Consider the following 14385-nt stretch of genomic DNA (forward strand, 5'->3'; position numbering starts at 1 on the left):
CCACCCCCACCGACCCCGACCACCTCGGACCACCCCCGGAGACAGTGAACCCCGTGCGCTATCGCCTGCTCGGTACCACCCAAGCGCTGCGCCCCGACGGCACCCCCGTCACCCTGGGCGGAGCCCGCCTGCGTGCCCTGTTGAGCGTGCTCGCGCTGCGCCCCGGCCGCATCGTGCCGGTCGGCGTGCTCGTCGAGGAGGTGTGGGGCGCCGATCCGCCGGCCGACGCGAACGGCGCGCTCCAGGCGCTGGTCGGCCGCCTCCGCCGTACCCTCGGCGCCGAGGCCGTGGCCTCCGCCGACGGCGGCTACCGGCTCACCGCCACCCCCGACGACGTCGACCTCACCCGCTTCGACCGGCTGACCGGCGACGGCCTCGCCGCCCTCGCCGACGGCGACCCCGCCAAGGCCGCCGCCGTGCTGGACGACGCCCTCGGCCTGTGGCGCGGCCCGGCCCTCGCCGACCTGCCCGAGCACAGCGCCGAGGCGGCCCGCTGGGAGACCCGCCGCCTGGACGCCCTGCGCGCCCGGCACGGCGCCGCCCTGGCCCTCGGCCACGCCGAGGAGGCACTGCCCGAGCTGACCGCCCTGTGCGACGCCCACCCGCTGGACGAGCCGCTCCAGGCCCTGCGGCTGCGCGCCCTGCGCGACGCCGGCCGCCCGGCCCAGGCGCTCGCCGGCTACGAGGACGTCCGCCGGCTGCTCGCCGACCGGCTCGGCTCCGACCCGGGCCCCGAACTGCGCGCCCTGCACGCAGAGTTGCTGGCCGGAAGCACCGCACCGGTCACGGCCCCGACAACGGCCGCGCCCGCGGCCCCGCCCGGCAACCTGCCCGCCCGGCTCACCTCCTTCGTCGGCCGGGAGGCCGACATCGCGGCCATCGGCGCCGATCTCGCCCGCGCCCGGCTGGTCACCCTGCTCGGACCCGGCGGCGCCGGGAAGACCCGGCTGTCGCAGGAGGCCGCCGAGGCGGTACGGCACACCCTCCGGGACGGGGTGTGGCTGGCCGAGCTGGCACCCGTGGACGACCCCGAAGCCGTACCGCACGCCGTGCTCACCGCGATCGGCGCCCGCGAGACCGTGCTGCACGGCGCCGGCGCGGACGGCATGCGCGCGGTCGCCGACCGGCACGACGACCCCCTCGAACGGCTCGTGGAGTACTGCGCCCGGCGCCGGATGCTGATCATCCTCGACAACTGCGAGCATGTGATCGAGGCCGCCGCCCGCCTCGCCGAGCGCCTGCTGGCCCGCTGCCCGCACCTGACCGTCCTCGCCACCAGCCGCGAACCCCTCGCCGTACCGGGGGAGCTGGTCCGGCCGGTGGAGCCGCTGCCGGAACCGGTCGCGCTGCGGCTGCTCGCCGACCGGGGGGCGGCGGCCCGGCCCGGCTTCCGGGTCGAGGACGACCCCGAGGCGGCGGCCGAGATCTGCCGGCGCCTCGACGGACTGCCCCTCGCGATCGAGCTGGCCGCGGCCCGGCTGCGGATGCTGACACCGCGCCAGATCGCGGACCGGCTGGACGACCGCTTCCGGCTGCTCACCTCCGGCAGCCGCACCGTACTGCCCCGCCAGCAGACCCTGCGCGCCGTCGTGGACTGGTCCTGGGAGCTGCTGGACACCGCCGAACGGGACGTCCTCGCCCGGCTGTCGGTCTTCGCCGGCGGCTGCGACCTGGCCGCCGCCGAGGCGGTGTGCGGCCCGGCCGCCCTGGACGCCCTCGGCTCCCTCGTGGACAAGTCCCTCGTGGTGGCCGCCCCTTCGGCCGACGGCACGATGCGCTACCGGCTGCTGGAGACCGTCGCCGAGTACGCCACCGAACGCCTCGCCGAGGCCGGCGGCCGCGTCGATGCCGAGCGCGCCCATCTGGTGTACTACCGCGAACTCGCCCGGGCCACCGACGCGTTGACGCGCGGCCCCGGACAGCGTGCCGCGATCGACCGGTTCCAGCTGGAGTACGAGAACCTGCGCACCGCCCTGAGGCACGCGGTCGCCGCCCGCGACGAGCAGGAGGCGCTCTGCCTGGTGCTGTCCCTCCAGTGGTTCTGGTGGATGCGCGACCAGCGCATCGAGATACGCAGCTGGTGCTCGGAGGTCATGGCGCTCGGCCCCGACCCGTTCACCGAGCCGGTGCGCCGGGCCCGCCCGGTGTGGCGGCGCTGCACCGACAGCCCGCCCCCGTACTCCGGCGAGATCCTCGCCGAGGCCCGGCGCGGGGTGCACCTGGCCCATCTCGCCTGCATGGACACGGAGCTGGACGTCTGGCAGACGCCCGAGGCGCGGGCCAAGATGCGGATCATCACCCAGGTCTACGAGCCGGGCCTGCCGCAGACCTGCCGGCCGCCCGCCATGCTCTGGCTCTTCGCCGAGCTGATGACCAGCGGCGCCGACCGGATGCGGACCGTCATCGACGCCAGCGTACGGACCAGCCGGGAGACCCCGGGCTTCGAGTGGGAGCTGGCCGGCGCCCTCCAGCTGCGCGCCAACCTCCTCGCCAACCGCTCCGCCTGGGCCGGTGACGCCGCCCGCGACGCCGAGGAGGCGCTGGAGATCTTCCGCCGGCTCGGCGACGAGTGGGGCACCGCCGAGGCGCTGTCCGCGCGCGGCGAGGCCCAGGAGCGCAAGGGCGCCTACCGCGAGGCCGCAGCCGACTACACGGCCGCCATGGAACACGCCGAGCGGCTCGGCGCGCACGCCCAGACCGCCATCCTCACCGCCCGCCTCGGCAACGTGCTCATGGAGCAGGGCGAGACGGAGCGCGGCGAACGGCTGCTGCGGGAGGTCATCGCCGGCCAACAGGGCGCCACCAACGAGGCCATGCCCGCCGCCCGCCTTTTCCTCGCCTGCTGGCTCGGCCTGATCGGCCGTACACCCGAGGCGCGCGAGCAACTGCGGCTGCTGCGCGAGGAGTTCGGCATCGCGCACTTCGTCGTCTTCGACGCGCAGATCCTCACCCAGGAGGCCTGGCTGGACGCCCTGGACGGCCATGTCGAGCAGGCCCTGTCCCGGGCCCGCGAGACGCTCCGGCTGGCCGTCGAGCCACTGGCCCGGACCGTCTCCCCGCAGCTGCCGTCCATCGTGCTCGCCGCCGCCGCGATGGCCCTCGCCGCCGACGGCGAGGGCGGCCGCGCCGCCGACGCGGCCCGCTGCCTGGGCGCCGCCGACGCCCTGCTGCCGCAGGGGCACCTCTCCTCCGGCATGGAGCGCCGGCTGTACGAGATGGCCGAGGCCCGGGTCCGGGAGGCGCTGGACGAGCAGGCGTACGACTCCGCGTACGCCGAGGGCGGTGGCCTCTCCCTCGCGGAGGCCACCGCCCTGCTCTGAGCCACGGCTCAGCTCTTCGTACGGAACTTGTGGATCGCGACCGGTGCCATGACCGCGGTGATCGCCACCGACCAGGCGACGGTCACCCACAGGTCGTGCGCCACCGGGCCGCCCACCATCAGGCCACGGGAGGCGTCGGCCAGCGTGGACAGCGGGTTGTAGTCGGTGAAGTGCCGCAGCCAGCCCGGCATGGAGGTGGTCGGCGCGAAGATCGACGAGCCGAACTGGAGCGGGAACAGCACGAGGAAGCCCATCGCCTGCACCGACTGGGCGCTCTTCAGGATCACGCCGAGGGTCAGGAACACCCACATGATCGAGGAGGCGAACAGCGCGGACAGCCCCACGGCCGCGAACAGCCCGACCCAGTGATGGATGTGGAAGCCGACCAGGACGGCGACGACCATCAGCACGGTCGTGGCGAACAGCATCCGCGCCAGCTCCACGGCGATCTTCGCGAAGAGCACGGACCCGCGCCCGATCGGCAGCGTCCGGAACCGGTCCATGACCCCGCTGTTGAAGTCCTGGCTGAACCCGGTGCCGACGCCCTGGGACAGAGACATGCTCATCATCGCGATCATGCCGGGGATGACGTACTGCACGTATCGGTCCTGTCCGCCGCCCAGCGCCAGCCCGATCGAGCCGCCGAAGACGTACACGAACAGCAGGGTGAAGACGACCGGCATCAGCAGCGCGTCGAACATCGACTCCGGGTCCTGCCGGATCCACAGCAGGTTGCGCCGGATGAGCGCCCCGGTGTGCCGCAGGTGCCCGCGCAGCGGGATCCGGGCGTCGGTCAGATGGGCCGTGGCGGGGGCGGTGGTGGTGGCGGCGCTCATACGGCGACCTCCTCGCGGGAGTCGGCGGACGCGGTGCGGTCCTCGGGGGCACCGGCGCGGTGGCCGGTGAGGGACAGGAACACCTCGTCCAGGCTGGGCAGTTCGGTGGTGACGGAGGAGAGGGTGATGCCGCGCGCGGTGACCGCGCCGATCACCGCGGTGAGCTGCTCGTCGCTGAGGATCGGCACCAGCAGGGTGCCGGTCTCGGCGTCGATCGTGGTGGTGGCGAGGCCGGTGATGCCCAGCTCGTCCAGCATGGCGGCGAGCGGGTGCAGCTCCAGCGGGTCGACCGGCCGTACCCGCAGGGTGCGTCCGCCGACGCGGGCCTTCAGCTCGTCGATGCCGCCGGCGGCGATGACCTTGCCGCGGTCCACCACCGTCAGCTCGTCGGCGAGCTGCTCGGCCTCCTCCATGTACTGGGTGGTCAGCAGCACGGTCACGCCGCTGCCGACCATCGCCTTGACCTCGTCCCACACCTCGTTGCGGGTGCGGGGGTCGAGCCCGGTCGTCGGCTCGTCCAGGTACAGCACGGCGGGCCGGCCGATCATCGACGCGGCCAGGTCCAGCCGCCGCCGCATACCGCCGGAGTAGGTGCCGGCCGGGCGCCGGGCGGCCTCGGTCAGCGAGAACCGCTCCAGCAGCTCGTCGGCGCGGGCGCGGGCCTCCTTGCGGGACAGGTCCAGCAGCCGCCCGATCATGTAGAGGTTCTCCCAGCCCGGGATCTTCTCGTCCACCGAGGCGTACTGCCCGGTCAGTCCTATCGCCCGGCGCAGCTGCCGGGGCTGCCGTACGACGTCGTACCCGGCCACGGTGGCCTGTCCGGCGTCCGGTGTGATCAGGGTGGACAGGATCCGGACGAGGGTGGTCTTCCCGGCGCCGTTCGGCCCGAGCACCCCCATCACGGTGCCTTCCCGCACATCCAGGTCCACACCGTCGAGCGCCTTGGTCTCGCCGTAGTGCTTGACCAGTCCCCGCACCGTCACTGCGCGGCTTTCGCCGACGGGGTTGTCATCGATTCGCGTCATGCCCAAGACACTGCCAGCCCCGACCGACAAACCACCGACAGTTCTCCGACAACCTGCCGACACCGCCCGACACGCGCCCGGCGCAAAAAGCCGGCAGCCCGCCGACGGGGGACGATCGGCGGGCTGCCCTGGTGTTTCCGCAGTGGCCTGGTGGACCTAGTGGACGGAGTGCTCCTCCAGCGGGAACGTTCCGCCGACGACGTCCTCGGCGAACGCGCGCGCCGCGTCGCCCATGACCTCACGCAGGTTCGCGTACTTCTTGACGAACTTCGGGACCCGGCCGGAGGTCAGCCCCAGCATGTCCGTCCAGACCAGGACCTGCGCGTCGGTCTCCGGCCCCGCGCCGATGCCGACCGTCGGGATGTGTAGCACCCGCGTCACCTCGGCCGCCAGCTCCGCCGGCACCAGCTCCAGGACGACCGCGAAGGCGCCCGCGTCCTGGACGGACTTGGCGTCGCGCAGCAGCTGCTGGGCCGCCTCCTCGCCCCGGCCCTGCACCCGGTAGCCCATCGCGTTGACGGACTGCGGGGTCAGGCCGATGTGGGCCATGACCGGGATGCCGGACTCCACCAGCAGCCGGATCTGCTCGTGCGAGCGCTCGCCGCCCTCCAGCTTGACCGCGCCGACCCCGGCCTCCTTCACCAGCCGGGTCGCCGAGCGCAGCGCCTGCACCGGGCCCTCCTGGTAGGAGCCGAAGGGCAGGTCGCCGACGATCAGCGGGCGCTGGGTGCCGCGGACCACGGCGGCCGACAGCATGGTCATCTCGTCGAGGGTGACGGGCACGGTGCTCTCGTACCCGAGGTGGCAGTTGCCCGCCGAGTCGCCGACCAGGATCACCGGGATCCCGGCCTCGTCGAAGACGGACGCGGTCATCGCGTCGTAGGCGGTGAGCATGGGCCACTTCTCGCCGCGTTCCTTGGCGAGGGCGATGTCGCGGACGGTGATGCGGCGGGTGCTCTTCCCTCCGTACAGCGCCTTGCTGCCGTCGGAGGACTTCTGCGTGCTCTGCGTGTGCTGCGTGCTCTGGGCAGCCGAAAGCTGCGTCATGGCAACGGCTCCTTCAGTCATCTCGAGGCGCCCTGACGGCGTCCCCGGATCGTCTCCATGGTGGCACCTCGTGCCAGTCACGGCCAGGGGGACCCCCGGGTTGCGGGTGTGATCCCTTCCGCAGCGGGGACTCCACCCCTGTGCAGTAACAGCCGGGTAAAGAAATTTAGATACGAGACGGTCCCGTATCGAAATGGTCGTAGGCTCGAACCATGACAAGTCCCATCCCCGCCCCGCGAATACCGGAAGCGGTGCACCGGCGCCGCTGGGCGATCCTGGGCGTGCTGATGCTCAGCCTGCTCATCGTCGTACTCGACAACTCGATCCTGAACGTCGCCATCAAGACCATCGCCACCCCGGCGCCGACCGGTCTCGGCGCCACCCAGAGCGAGATCGAGTGGGCGATCAACGCCTACACCCTGGTCTTCGCCGGTCTGCTGTTCACCGCCGGTCTCGTCGGTGACCGCCTCGGCCGCAAGAAGGTGCTGATCGGCGGCATCGCCGTGTTCGGCATCGGATCCGCCCTGGCCGCCGAGTCCGGCTCCCCGACGCAGCTGATCGCGTTCCGCGCCCTGATGGCCGTCGGTGCCGCCTTCGTGATGCCCGCCACCCTCGCCGTGCTGATGAACGTCTTCGAGCGCGAGGAGCAGCCCAAGGCCATCGGCATCTGGGCCGGCGGTGTCGGCCTCGCCATCGCCATCGGCCCGATCACCGGCGGCGCGCTCCTGGACCACTTCTGGTGGGGCTCGGTCTTCCTGGTCAACGTGCCGATCGTGATCGTCGCGCTCGCCCTGATGCTGTGGCTGGTCCCGGACTCCCGCGACCCCAGCCCCGGCCGGCTCGACCCGGTCGGTGTGGTGCTGTCCGTCGTCGGCCTCGTGCTGCTCGTCTACGGCATCATCAAGGGCGGCGAGCTGGCCGACTTCACCGACGCCAAGGTGCTCGCGACGATCATCGGGGGCCTCGCCGTGCTCACCGGCTTCGTGATCTACGAGAAGCGCAGCGACCACCCCTCGCTGGACGTCGGCTACTTCCGGAACAAGGTCTTCTCGGCCGCGATCGGCGCCATCGCGCTGGTCTTCTTCGCGCTGATGGGCGTCACGTTCTTCGCCGTCTTCTACACCCAGAGCGTGCGCGGCTACTCCCCGCTGGAGTCCGGTGTGCTGATGCTCCCGCTGGCCGCCGCGCAGCTGGTCTTCGCGCCGCGCGCCCGGCTGGTCGTCGAGCGGTTCGGCTACCGGGTCACCACCACCGCCGGGCTGGTGCTGCTCGCCGCGATGCTCGCCGCCTTCGCCACCCTCCAGGCCGACACGCCGATCTGGGTGCTGGAGGTCATGTTCTTCCTCATGGGCACCGGCATGGCGCATGTGATGACGCCGACCTCCGTCGTCATCATGCAGGCGCTGCCGCGCGAGAAGGCGGGCTCCGCCTCCGCGCTCAGCAACACCTTCCGCCAGGTCGGCGGCGCCCTCGGCATCGCCGTCCTCGGCTCGGTGCTGTCCACGGCGTACCGCAACGGCATCGACGGCAAGCTCGGCATGCTGCCGCCCGGCCTGCGTGACGTCGCGGGCGAGTCCATCGAGGCCACCCTCGGCGTCGCCGAGAAGCTCGGCCCGCGGGGCAAGGCGCTCGTCGGTCCGGCCAACGACGCGTTCCTGCACGCCATGCACACCACCGCCCTGTGCGGCGCGGCCGTCGCGCTGCTCGGCGCCGTGGTGACGGCCCTGTTCCTGCCGGGCAGGCCGGCGGCCCCCCAGCGGGGCGAGAAGGAGGCGCAGTTGGTCGCGGCCGGGGACTGATGTCGCGGCCGGGGACCGACCCCCGGCCACCGGGCATTCCAGCGGATCTCCACGGGGGAAGGAGGCGGCTGCGGGAGAATTCCCGCAGCACAGTGGAAGGACGGACGACGTGATCCTTGCCGGCAGCCGGCCCCGCCCGGAGGGCCCCGCCCGGGGCCGCCCGCGCAGCGAGGCCGTGGAACAGGCCATCCTGGAAGGCGTGATGACGCTCCTGGAGGAGGGCGTGTCCCTGGGCGAACTCTCCATCGAGCGCATCGCCCGCACCGCCGGGGTCGGCAAGGCCACCATCTACCGGCGCTGGAGCGGCAAGGAAGAACTGCTCATCGACGTCGTGCGCGCCGCCGAGCCACCGGACCCGGAGCTGCCCGGCAGCTCCATGCGCGACGACCTCGTGGTCCTGATGGAGAACCTGCGCCAGCGTGGACTGGCCAGCCGCTCCTCGGCCCTGCTGCACAACGTGCACGCCCAGATGAAGACCAACCCCCGGCTGTGGGCCGCCTACCACGAGAACGTCATAGTGCCCCGGCGCAACCTCGTCCTCGACGTGCTGCGCCGCGGGCAGCGGGACGGCGAACTCCGGCCCGACGTGGACGTGGAACTGGCCAACGACCTGTTCATCGGGCCGATCCTGATCCGCTCCGTGCTGCGCCCCGACGCCCAGCTGCCAAAGGGGCTGGCGGAGGAGATCGTCGACGCCGTGCTGGCCGGTCTACGGCCCGTCAGCTCGACAGTGTCGTAGCGCTCGTGTACGCGTTTCGTCACAGACCAGGGCGTGTACGGCGGTAATCGGAACCTCTCCCGCCGCCCGGTTCGTCCTCGACTTCCGTACGGCCGTCACGGGACGGCGGGAACAGCACCGAACATCCCCTAGGGTCGGAAGAGCACGGGGGCGAACGGTGTGCACGGCAGGCAGTGAGGCAGACGGTATGGCGCAGCAGGCGTACATGACGGAGACGGCGGGCGGCGGTTCGGGGCCCGAGCGACCTGGAGACCGGTTCCGCCGCCTGATGCACCGTCTGTTCGCCGGCTGGCGGAACGATCCTGGCGTGTGGCGCCGGGGCATCCTGCTCGCTCTGTGCGCCCTGCTGCTCGCCCTGGTGATGCTGCTGCACGCGCACATCCCGAACCGGGTGGGCAACCTCGGCAGTCTGACCGAGACGTTTCTGCCGTGGCTGGGGCTGGCCGTCCCGGTGCTGCTGCTGTGCGGTCTGCTGCGCAGGTCGGCGACCGCGCTCGTCGCGGTACTGCTGCCGGCGATCGTCTGGCTGAACCTCTTCGGCGGGCTGCTCACCGACAAGACCGGCGGCGGCGGCGACCTGATGGTGGCCACCCACAACGTCAACGCCGACAACCCCGACCCGACCGCGACGGCCCGCTCGGTGGCCGCGTCCGGCGCCGACATCCTGGCCCTGGAGGAGATCCCCGGCTCCGCCGTACCCGTCTACGAGAGGGCGCTGGCGGCGACCTACCCGCACCACGCGGTCGTCGGCACGGTCGGGCTGTGGAGCAAGTACCCGATGAGTGACGTCCAGGCAGTGGACATCAAGCTCGGCTGGAAGCGGGCGATGCGGGCCACCGTGGCGACCCCGAAGGGCCCGGTCGCGGTGTACGTCGCCCACATGCCCTCGGTGCGGGTGAAGGTGAAGGCCGGCTTCACCGCCCGCCAGCGGGACACCAGCGCCGACGCGCTCGGCGAGGCCATCGCCGACGAGCCGCTGAAGCGGGTGGTGCTGCTCGGCGACCTCAACGGCACCATGAACGACCGCTCGCTCAACGCGGTCACCTCGCAGCTGCGCTCCACCCAGGGCGCGGCGGGCAGCGGCTTCGGGTTCAGCTGGCCGGCGTCGTTCCCGATGGCGCGGATCGACCAGATCATGGTCCGGGGTGTCGAGCCGGAAAGCTCCTGGACGCTGCCCCGCACCGGCAGCGACCACCTCCCGGTGGCGGCCCGAGTGAAGCTGGACACACCCTCGTAACCCGCTGGAATACCGGGCCTGAGAGACTTTGTTCAGCGGTTGAACTTAAACGCGCGAACCCACCGCGCGAACCCACCGCTCGCACTCCGCTCTCTCCCCGAAAGGCACAGGCTCTTCATGCCCCTGGCCCTGCTGGCCCTGGCCGTCGGCGCATTCGGCATCGGCACGACCGAGTTCGCCATGATGGGCATCCTGCCCGACGTCGCGGACGACCTGCACATCTCCATCCCCACCGCCGGGCACCTGGTCTCGGCGTACGCGCTGGGCGTCGTCATCGGCGCCCCGCTGCTGGCCGCGCTCACCGCCCGCATGTCCCGCCGCACGGTGCTGATCGCCCTGATGGCGCTGTTCGTCGTGGGCAACGCGCTGTCGGCGCTCGCCCCGGGCAACGACACGCTGCTGGCCGCCCGCTTCCTCAGCGGGCTGCCGCACGGCGCCTTCTTCGGCGTCGGCGCGGTCGTCGCCACGTCGCTGGTGGAGCCGGAGCGCAAGGCCCGCTCGGTCTCCCTGATGTTCCTCGGCCTGACCGTCGCCAACATCGCGGGCGTGCCGGTGGCGACACTGGTGGGCCAGCACCTGGGCTGGCGGGCGACCTTCCTCGGGGTGAGCGTGATCGGCCTGGCGGCGATCGCCTCGCTCGCCCTCCTGATCCCGCACGGCACGGGGCACGCCACCGCGAGCGGCGGCCTGCGCGGCGAACTGGCCGCCCTGAGGTCCCTGCCGGTGTGGCTGGCCCTCGGTACGACGGTCGCGGGCTTCGGCGCGCTCTTCGCGGCCTACAGCTACGTCACCCCGATGCTGACCGGCGCCGCGGGCTACGCCGAGACCTCCGTCACCCTCCTGCTGGCCCTCTTCGGCGTCGGCGCCACGATCGGCAACCTGGCCGGCGGCCGCCTCGCCGACCACTCCCTGCGCGGCACCCTGTTCGGCGGCCTGGCCGCCCTGGGCGTCGTCCTGCTGCTGTTCCCGCTGCTGATGCGGGCGGAGTGGAGCGCCGCCCTCGCGGTGACCCTGCTCGGCACGGCGGCCTTCGTCACCGGCTCCCCGCTCCAGCTGATGGTCATGGAGAAGGCCGCCGCTGCCCCCTCCCTCGCCTCCTCCGCCAACCAGGCCGCCTTCAACCTCGCCAACGCGGGCGGCGCCTGGATCGGCGGCCTGGCCCTGGCCGCGGGCTTCGGTACGACGTCCCCGGCGACGGCCGGAGCGGGGCTCGCGGTGCTGGGCCTGGCGGTGGCGGGCGTGGCCTACGCGGTGGACCGGCGCCGGGTGACCCCGTCGGCGGGCCGGGTGGTCGCGGGCCGGGTACCGCAGGAGTCGCAGGCGCTGCACGGCTGAAGGCGGGCCGGGGAGCCTGAGCCCGAGCCTCAGCCGAGACCGCGATGGGCGGCCCACAACGCCCCGGCGCGTTCGGCGGCGCCGGCGACCAGGGCCGCCAGTTCGGGCCGGTCGGGCACCGGGAACGAGACATAGGCGCCCCGGCCTCCGGCGACCGGCCGCCCATAGGCCTTCGCGGCGAGGCGGCCGTCCGGCAGCAGCCGGACGTTGAGCGTGGTCAGCATGAACTCCTCGCCGCGTCGCGTGTCCGTCCAGCGCAGCTCCTGCGGGATCGTGACGTTGATCGCCAGAGCACTCACTTCCGGGTCGTCGCTCATGGGCAGATGCTCTCACCCGGGGGGCGGGGGCGGCGCCGGAAAAGCGTTCGACCTGCGGCCCGGCACACGTCATGATCCGTAATTGTGACGACGTCAACGCAGAGCACGGTCCTGGCCGCCGCCCGCAACAACGCCGAGTGGTGCGCGGCGATGAGCCGCTCGCACGGCCTGGCGGGCGAGTTCGGCCCGCAGGCGTGGACCGCCCCGGCCCGCACGCCGCTGTACTACCCCGACGCGGTGACGCTCGTACCGGGCGCCGACCCGGCCGCGGTGGCGGCCCGGATCGACACCACCGCGCCGGGCGCCTCCGTCAAGGACAGCTTCGCCGACCTCGACCTGAGCGGGGCGGGCTTCGACGTCCTCTTCGAGGCACAGTGGATCCACCGCCCGGCCGGCGCACCCGCCGCCGCCCCGGACCTCACCTGGACCGTGGCGGACGACCCGGACACCCTCCGCGCCTGGGCGCTGGCCTGGGACGACGGCGACGGCGACGCGGACCTCTTCCGCCCCGAACTGCTTGACGACCCGGCCACCTTCGTGCTCGCGGGCCGGTCCCCGGACGGCCGGGTGGCCGCCGGAGCGGTGGCGAGCCGCAGCGACCGGGTGGTCGGCATCTCCAACGTCTTCGCGGTGGAGGGCGGCCCCGACGCGGCCTGGCCGGGCGTCCTGGAGACGGCGCACCGGCTCTTCCCGGACCTGCCGTTGGTCGGCTACGAACACGGCGAGAACCTGACGGCCGCCCTGCGCCACGGCTTCGAACCCGTCGGCCCGCTGCGGGTCTGGCTGCACGGATAGCGCGGATCACCTCAACTCGCACCACACCGTCTTCCGGTCCGGCCCCCGTTCCACCCCCCACCGCTCGGCGAGCGCGTCGACCAGTGCCAGCCCCCGCCCGTCCTCCGCGCCCTCCGCGGCGGACGGGACGAGGACCGGCAGGGCGCGCGGATCGGGGTCGCTCACCTCGATACGGGTACGGCCGTGTCCCGCCGCACCGATGACCCGTACGGTCACCGGGGTGCCCTCGCCGACATGCCGAATGACGTTCGTGACCAGCTCCGTGGCGCACAGCCGGACGTCGTAATCGTGTGCGCGGAGCTGGTGCCGCAGCTCCGGCGCGGCCTTCGGCGTGGCCAGGAACCGGAGTTCGAGCGCCGTCCTCACCGGCCCGCCGTCTTCCTGAGCGCGGCCGCCAGCGCGCGGGCGGTCGCCGTGTTGCAGCTCCCGAGCGTGACGAGTCCGGCCGGCGGCGTGTACGTACCCGCGAAGCTCGCCAGATCGACCGTGAGCGACGGGAGTGTGATGCCGTGCAGGGAGAGGGCGGAGCGGAGGTCCTCCACGCAGAGGGTGACGTCGTAGGCGGTGGGGGAGTGGGGGTCGGACATGGGGGCAACCTTCTGTGCGGTCTGTGACGAACGCCTCACAGAGTGTCGCCCCACTCGCTACCGTGAAAGAGGTTTCGCGTTCGCGACCGGGGCAGCGGAGGAGGGCGAGCGGTGGCTCGGGGCAAGGACATCGACGGCTCGATGAGCGTTCCGACCTTCTACGGCAAGGAGTTGCGGTGGAAGCGGGAGGCGGCGGGCCTGTCCCTTGAAGCGTTCCTGGAGGGCAGCTTCTACGGCAAGACGTACCTCAGCGATATCGAGCGCGGGGAGCGGAGGATGCCGCTGGATCTGGCGCGGCATGCGGACCGGGTCCTGGAGACGGACGGCTTCTTCGAGCGGCGGTGTGAGGACGTAAGGAAGGCGCGGCGCGGGCCACATGCCGCGTACTTCGAGAAGGTCCTGGAGGCGGAGAAGTACGCGGAGTCCATCGAGGAGTGGTGCCCCATCACCTTCCCGGGGCTTCTCCAGACGGCCCCCTACGCACGGTTGCTGGTCCGGTCGGCCCACCCGGCGGCCGCTGACGAGTGGGTTGAGGAGAAGGTGACGGCCCGACTCGCCCGCGCCCGGCTCTTCGAGAGGGATCACTCCACCCCGGAGTACTGGGTGATCCTGCACGAGTCGCTGATCACGGAACCGCTTCTGGCAGCCCAGGACATGACCGCGCAGCTCGATCGCATCGCGGAGTTGGCCGAGAGGCATCGCATCACTCCGCAGATCGTTCCGCGGACGTCCGGCGCGTACCCGCTCATGGCCGCGTCGATCAAGATCATGGACTTCCCGGACGCTCCACCGCTCATCTACACCGAGGCGTCCTACAGCGGGGACACCATCGATGATCCGGCCCTCGTGAAGCAGTACCGCAAGGCATACGATCGGCTCAGGGCCGTCGCGCTGTCACCAGACACGTCCCTCGCCATGATCAAGGCCGCGGCAGAGGATTACCGAAATGGCAAGCAACCGGATCGACTTGAGTGACGCTCTCTGGTTCAAGAGCAGCTACAGCAACGGTGACGGCGGGGACTGTGTCGAAGTAGCCAGCGACTTCCCCGGCGCCGCCCTCTGGCGCAAGTCGAGCTACAGCAATGGAGACGGCGGGCACTGCGTCGAAGTAGCGGACGGCATCCCCGACCTCGTCCCCGTCCGCGACTCAAAAATCCCCGGCGGCCCCACCCTCCTCCTCCCCTCCACCGCCTGGACCCCCTTCATCACCGCACTGAAGACGTCGGCGTAACGCAAAGAAGGGGCGTCGGGGGGGGCACCCCCCCCACACCCCCCCCCCCCCCCAGGGGATTTCATCTTTTTTTTTTTCTGATTGGAATATTCCTTTTCCCGCGTGGCTGCGCCCCAT

Annotated in this window: 14 protein-coding genes; 8 read left to right on the top strand and 6 right to left on the bottom strand. The window is 72.2% G+C overall.

Annotation, left to right across the window (positions count from 1 at the left end):
* Positions 1 to 44: 44 nt before the first annotated feature.
* On the top strand, positions 45 to 3320 hold the full coding sequence (locus ACZ5CZ_RS37230; protein WP_468949208.1) for an AfsR/SARP family transcriptional regulator: 3276 nt from the start codon (positions 45 to 47) through the stop codon (positions 3318 to 3320).
* Positions 3321 to 3328: 8 nt separating this feature from the next.
* On the opposite strand, the gene ACZ5CZ_RS37235 is transcribed toward ACZ5CZ_RS37230, so the two are convergent.
* From ACZ5CZ_RS37235 to panB, 3 genes are all read right to left on the bottom strand, one after another.
* Positions 3329 to 4156 (bottom strand): ABC transporter permease, encoded by an 828-nt coding sequence (locus tag ACZ5CZ_RS37235; protein WP_385845149.1) that lies wholly within the window; start codon positions 4154 to 4156, stop codon positions 3329 to 3331.
* Entirely contained in the window at positions 4153 to 5181 is a 1029-nt protein-coding gene (locus tag ACZ5CZ_RS37240; protein ID WP_385845148.1) for an ATP-binding cassette domain-containing protein, read from the bottom strand. The genes ACZ5CZ_RS37235 and ACZ5CZ_RS37240 overlap by 4 nt, the downstream gene beginning before the upstream one ends.
* A 156-nt stretch (positions 5182 to 5337) precedes the next feature.
* Positions 5338 to 6228: a 3-methyl-2-oxobutanoate hydroxymethyltransferase gene (gene panB / locus ACZ5CZ_RS37245; protein ID WP_385845146.1), complete on the bottom strand. Its 891-nt coding sequence runs from the start codon at positions 6226 to 6228 to the stop codon at positions 5338 to 5340.
* Positions 6229 to 6440: 212 nt separating this feature from the next.
* On the opposite strand from panB, the gene ACZ5CZ_RS37250 reads away from it, so the two are divergent.
* From ACZ5CZ_RS37250 to ACZ5CZ_RS37265, 4 genes are all read left to right on the top strand, one after another.
* Positions 6441 to 8027 (top strand): MFS transporter, encoded by a 1587-nt coding sequence (locus ACZ5CZ_RS37250; protein ID WP_385845145.1) that lies wholly within the window; start codon positions 6441 to 6443, stop codon positions 8025 to 8027.
* Between the two features lie 109 nt (positions 8028 to 8136).
* The gene (locus ACZ5CZ_RS37255; RefSeq protein WP_385845143.1) at positions 8137 to 8766 is read left to right on the top strand and encodes a TetR/AcrR family transcriptional regulator; all 630 of its coding nucleotides are present in this window, start codon (positions 8137 to 8139) and stop codon (positions 8764 to 8766) included.
* Positions 8767 to 9034: 268 nt separating this feature from the next.
* Positions 9035 to 10003 (top strand): endonuclease/exonuclease/phosphatase family protein, encoded by a 969-nt coding sequence (locus tag ACZ5CZ_RS37260; protein ID WP_385845284.1) that lies wholly within the window; start codon positions 9035 to 9037, stop codon positions 10001 to 10003.
* A gap of 117 nt (positions 10004 to 10120) precedes the next feature.
* On the top strand, positions 10121 to 11338 hold the full coding sequence (locus ACZ5CZ_RS37265; RefSeq protein WP_468949212.1) for an MFS transporter: 1218 nt from the start codon (positions 10121 to 10123) through the stop codon (positions 11336 to 11338).
* A gap of 29 nt (positions 11339 to 11367) precedes the next feature.
* On the opposite strand, the gene ACZ5CZ_RS37270 is transcribed toward ACZ5CZ_RS37265, so the two are convergent.
* On the bottom strand, positions 11368 to 11655 hold the full coding sequence (locus tag ACZ5CZ_RS37270; protein ID WP_385845141.1) for a hypothetical protein: 288 nt from the start codon (positions 11653 to 11655) through the stop codon (positions 11368 to 11370).
* Positions 11656 to 11805: 150 nt separating this feature from the next.
* On the opposite strand from ACZ5CZ_RS37270, the gene ACZ5CZ_RS37275 reads away from it, so the two are divergent.
* Entirely contained in the window at positions 11806 to 12450 is a 645-nt protein-coding gene (locus ACZ5CZ_RS37275) for a hypothetical protein (protein ID WP_468949230.1), read from the top strand.
* 6 nt (positions 12451 to 12456) lie between these two features.
* Here ACZ5CZ_RS37275 and ACZ5CZ_RS37280 read toward each other — a convergent pair whose 3' ends face one another.
* Complete coding sequence (locus ACZ5CZ_RS37280; RefSeq protein ID WP_468949215.1) at positions 12457 to 12816, bottom strand: ATP-binding protein; 360 nt, start codon at positions 12814 to 12816, stop codon at positions 12457 to 12459.
* Complete coding sequence (locus ACZ5CZ_RS37285; RefSeq protein ID WP_468949217.1) at positions 12813 to 13037, bottom strand: hypothetical protein; 225 nt, start codon at positions 13035 to 13037, stop codon at positions 12813 to 12815. The genes ACZ5CZ_RS37280 and ACZ5CZ_RS37285 overlap by 4 nt, the downstream gene beginning before the upstream one ends.
* Positions 13038 to 13148: 111 nt before the next feature.
* Here ACZ5CZ_RS37285 and ACZ5CZ_RS37290 point away from each other — a divergent pair, with 111 nt between their 5' ends.
* Positions 13149 to 14012, top strand: coding sequence for a helix-turn-helix domain-containing protein (locus tag ACZ5CZ_RS37290; RefSeq protein WP_468949219.1), 864 nt, complete (start codon positions 13149 to 13151; stop codon positions 14010 to 14012).
* Positions 13984 to 14268, top strand: a complete 285-nt coding sequence (locus ACZ5CZ_RS37295) for a DUF397 domain-containing protein (RefSeq protein ID WP_468949221.1) — start codon at positions 13984 to 13986, stop codon at positions 14266 to 14268. Before ACZ5CZ_RS37290 ends, ACZ5CZ_RS37295 begins: the two co-directional genes overlap by 29 nt.
* The last annotated feature ends 117 nt before the right edge of the window (positions 14269 to 14385 follow it).

The organism is Streptomyces sp. NPDC031418 (genome assembly GCF_055581605.1).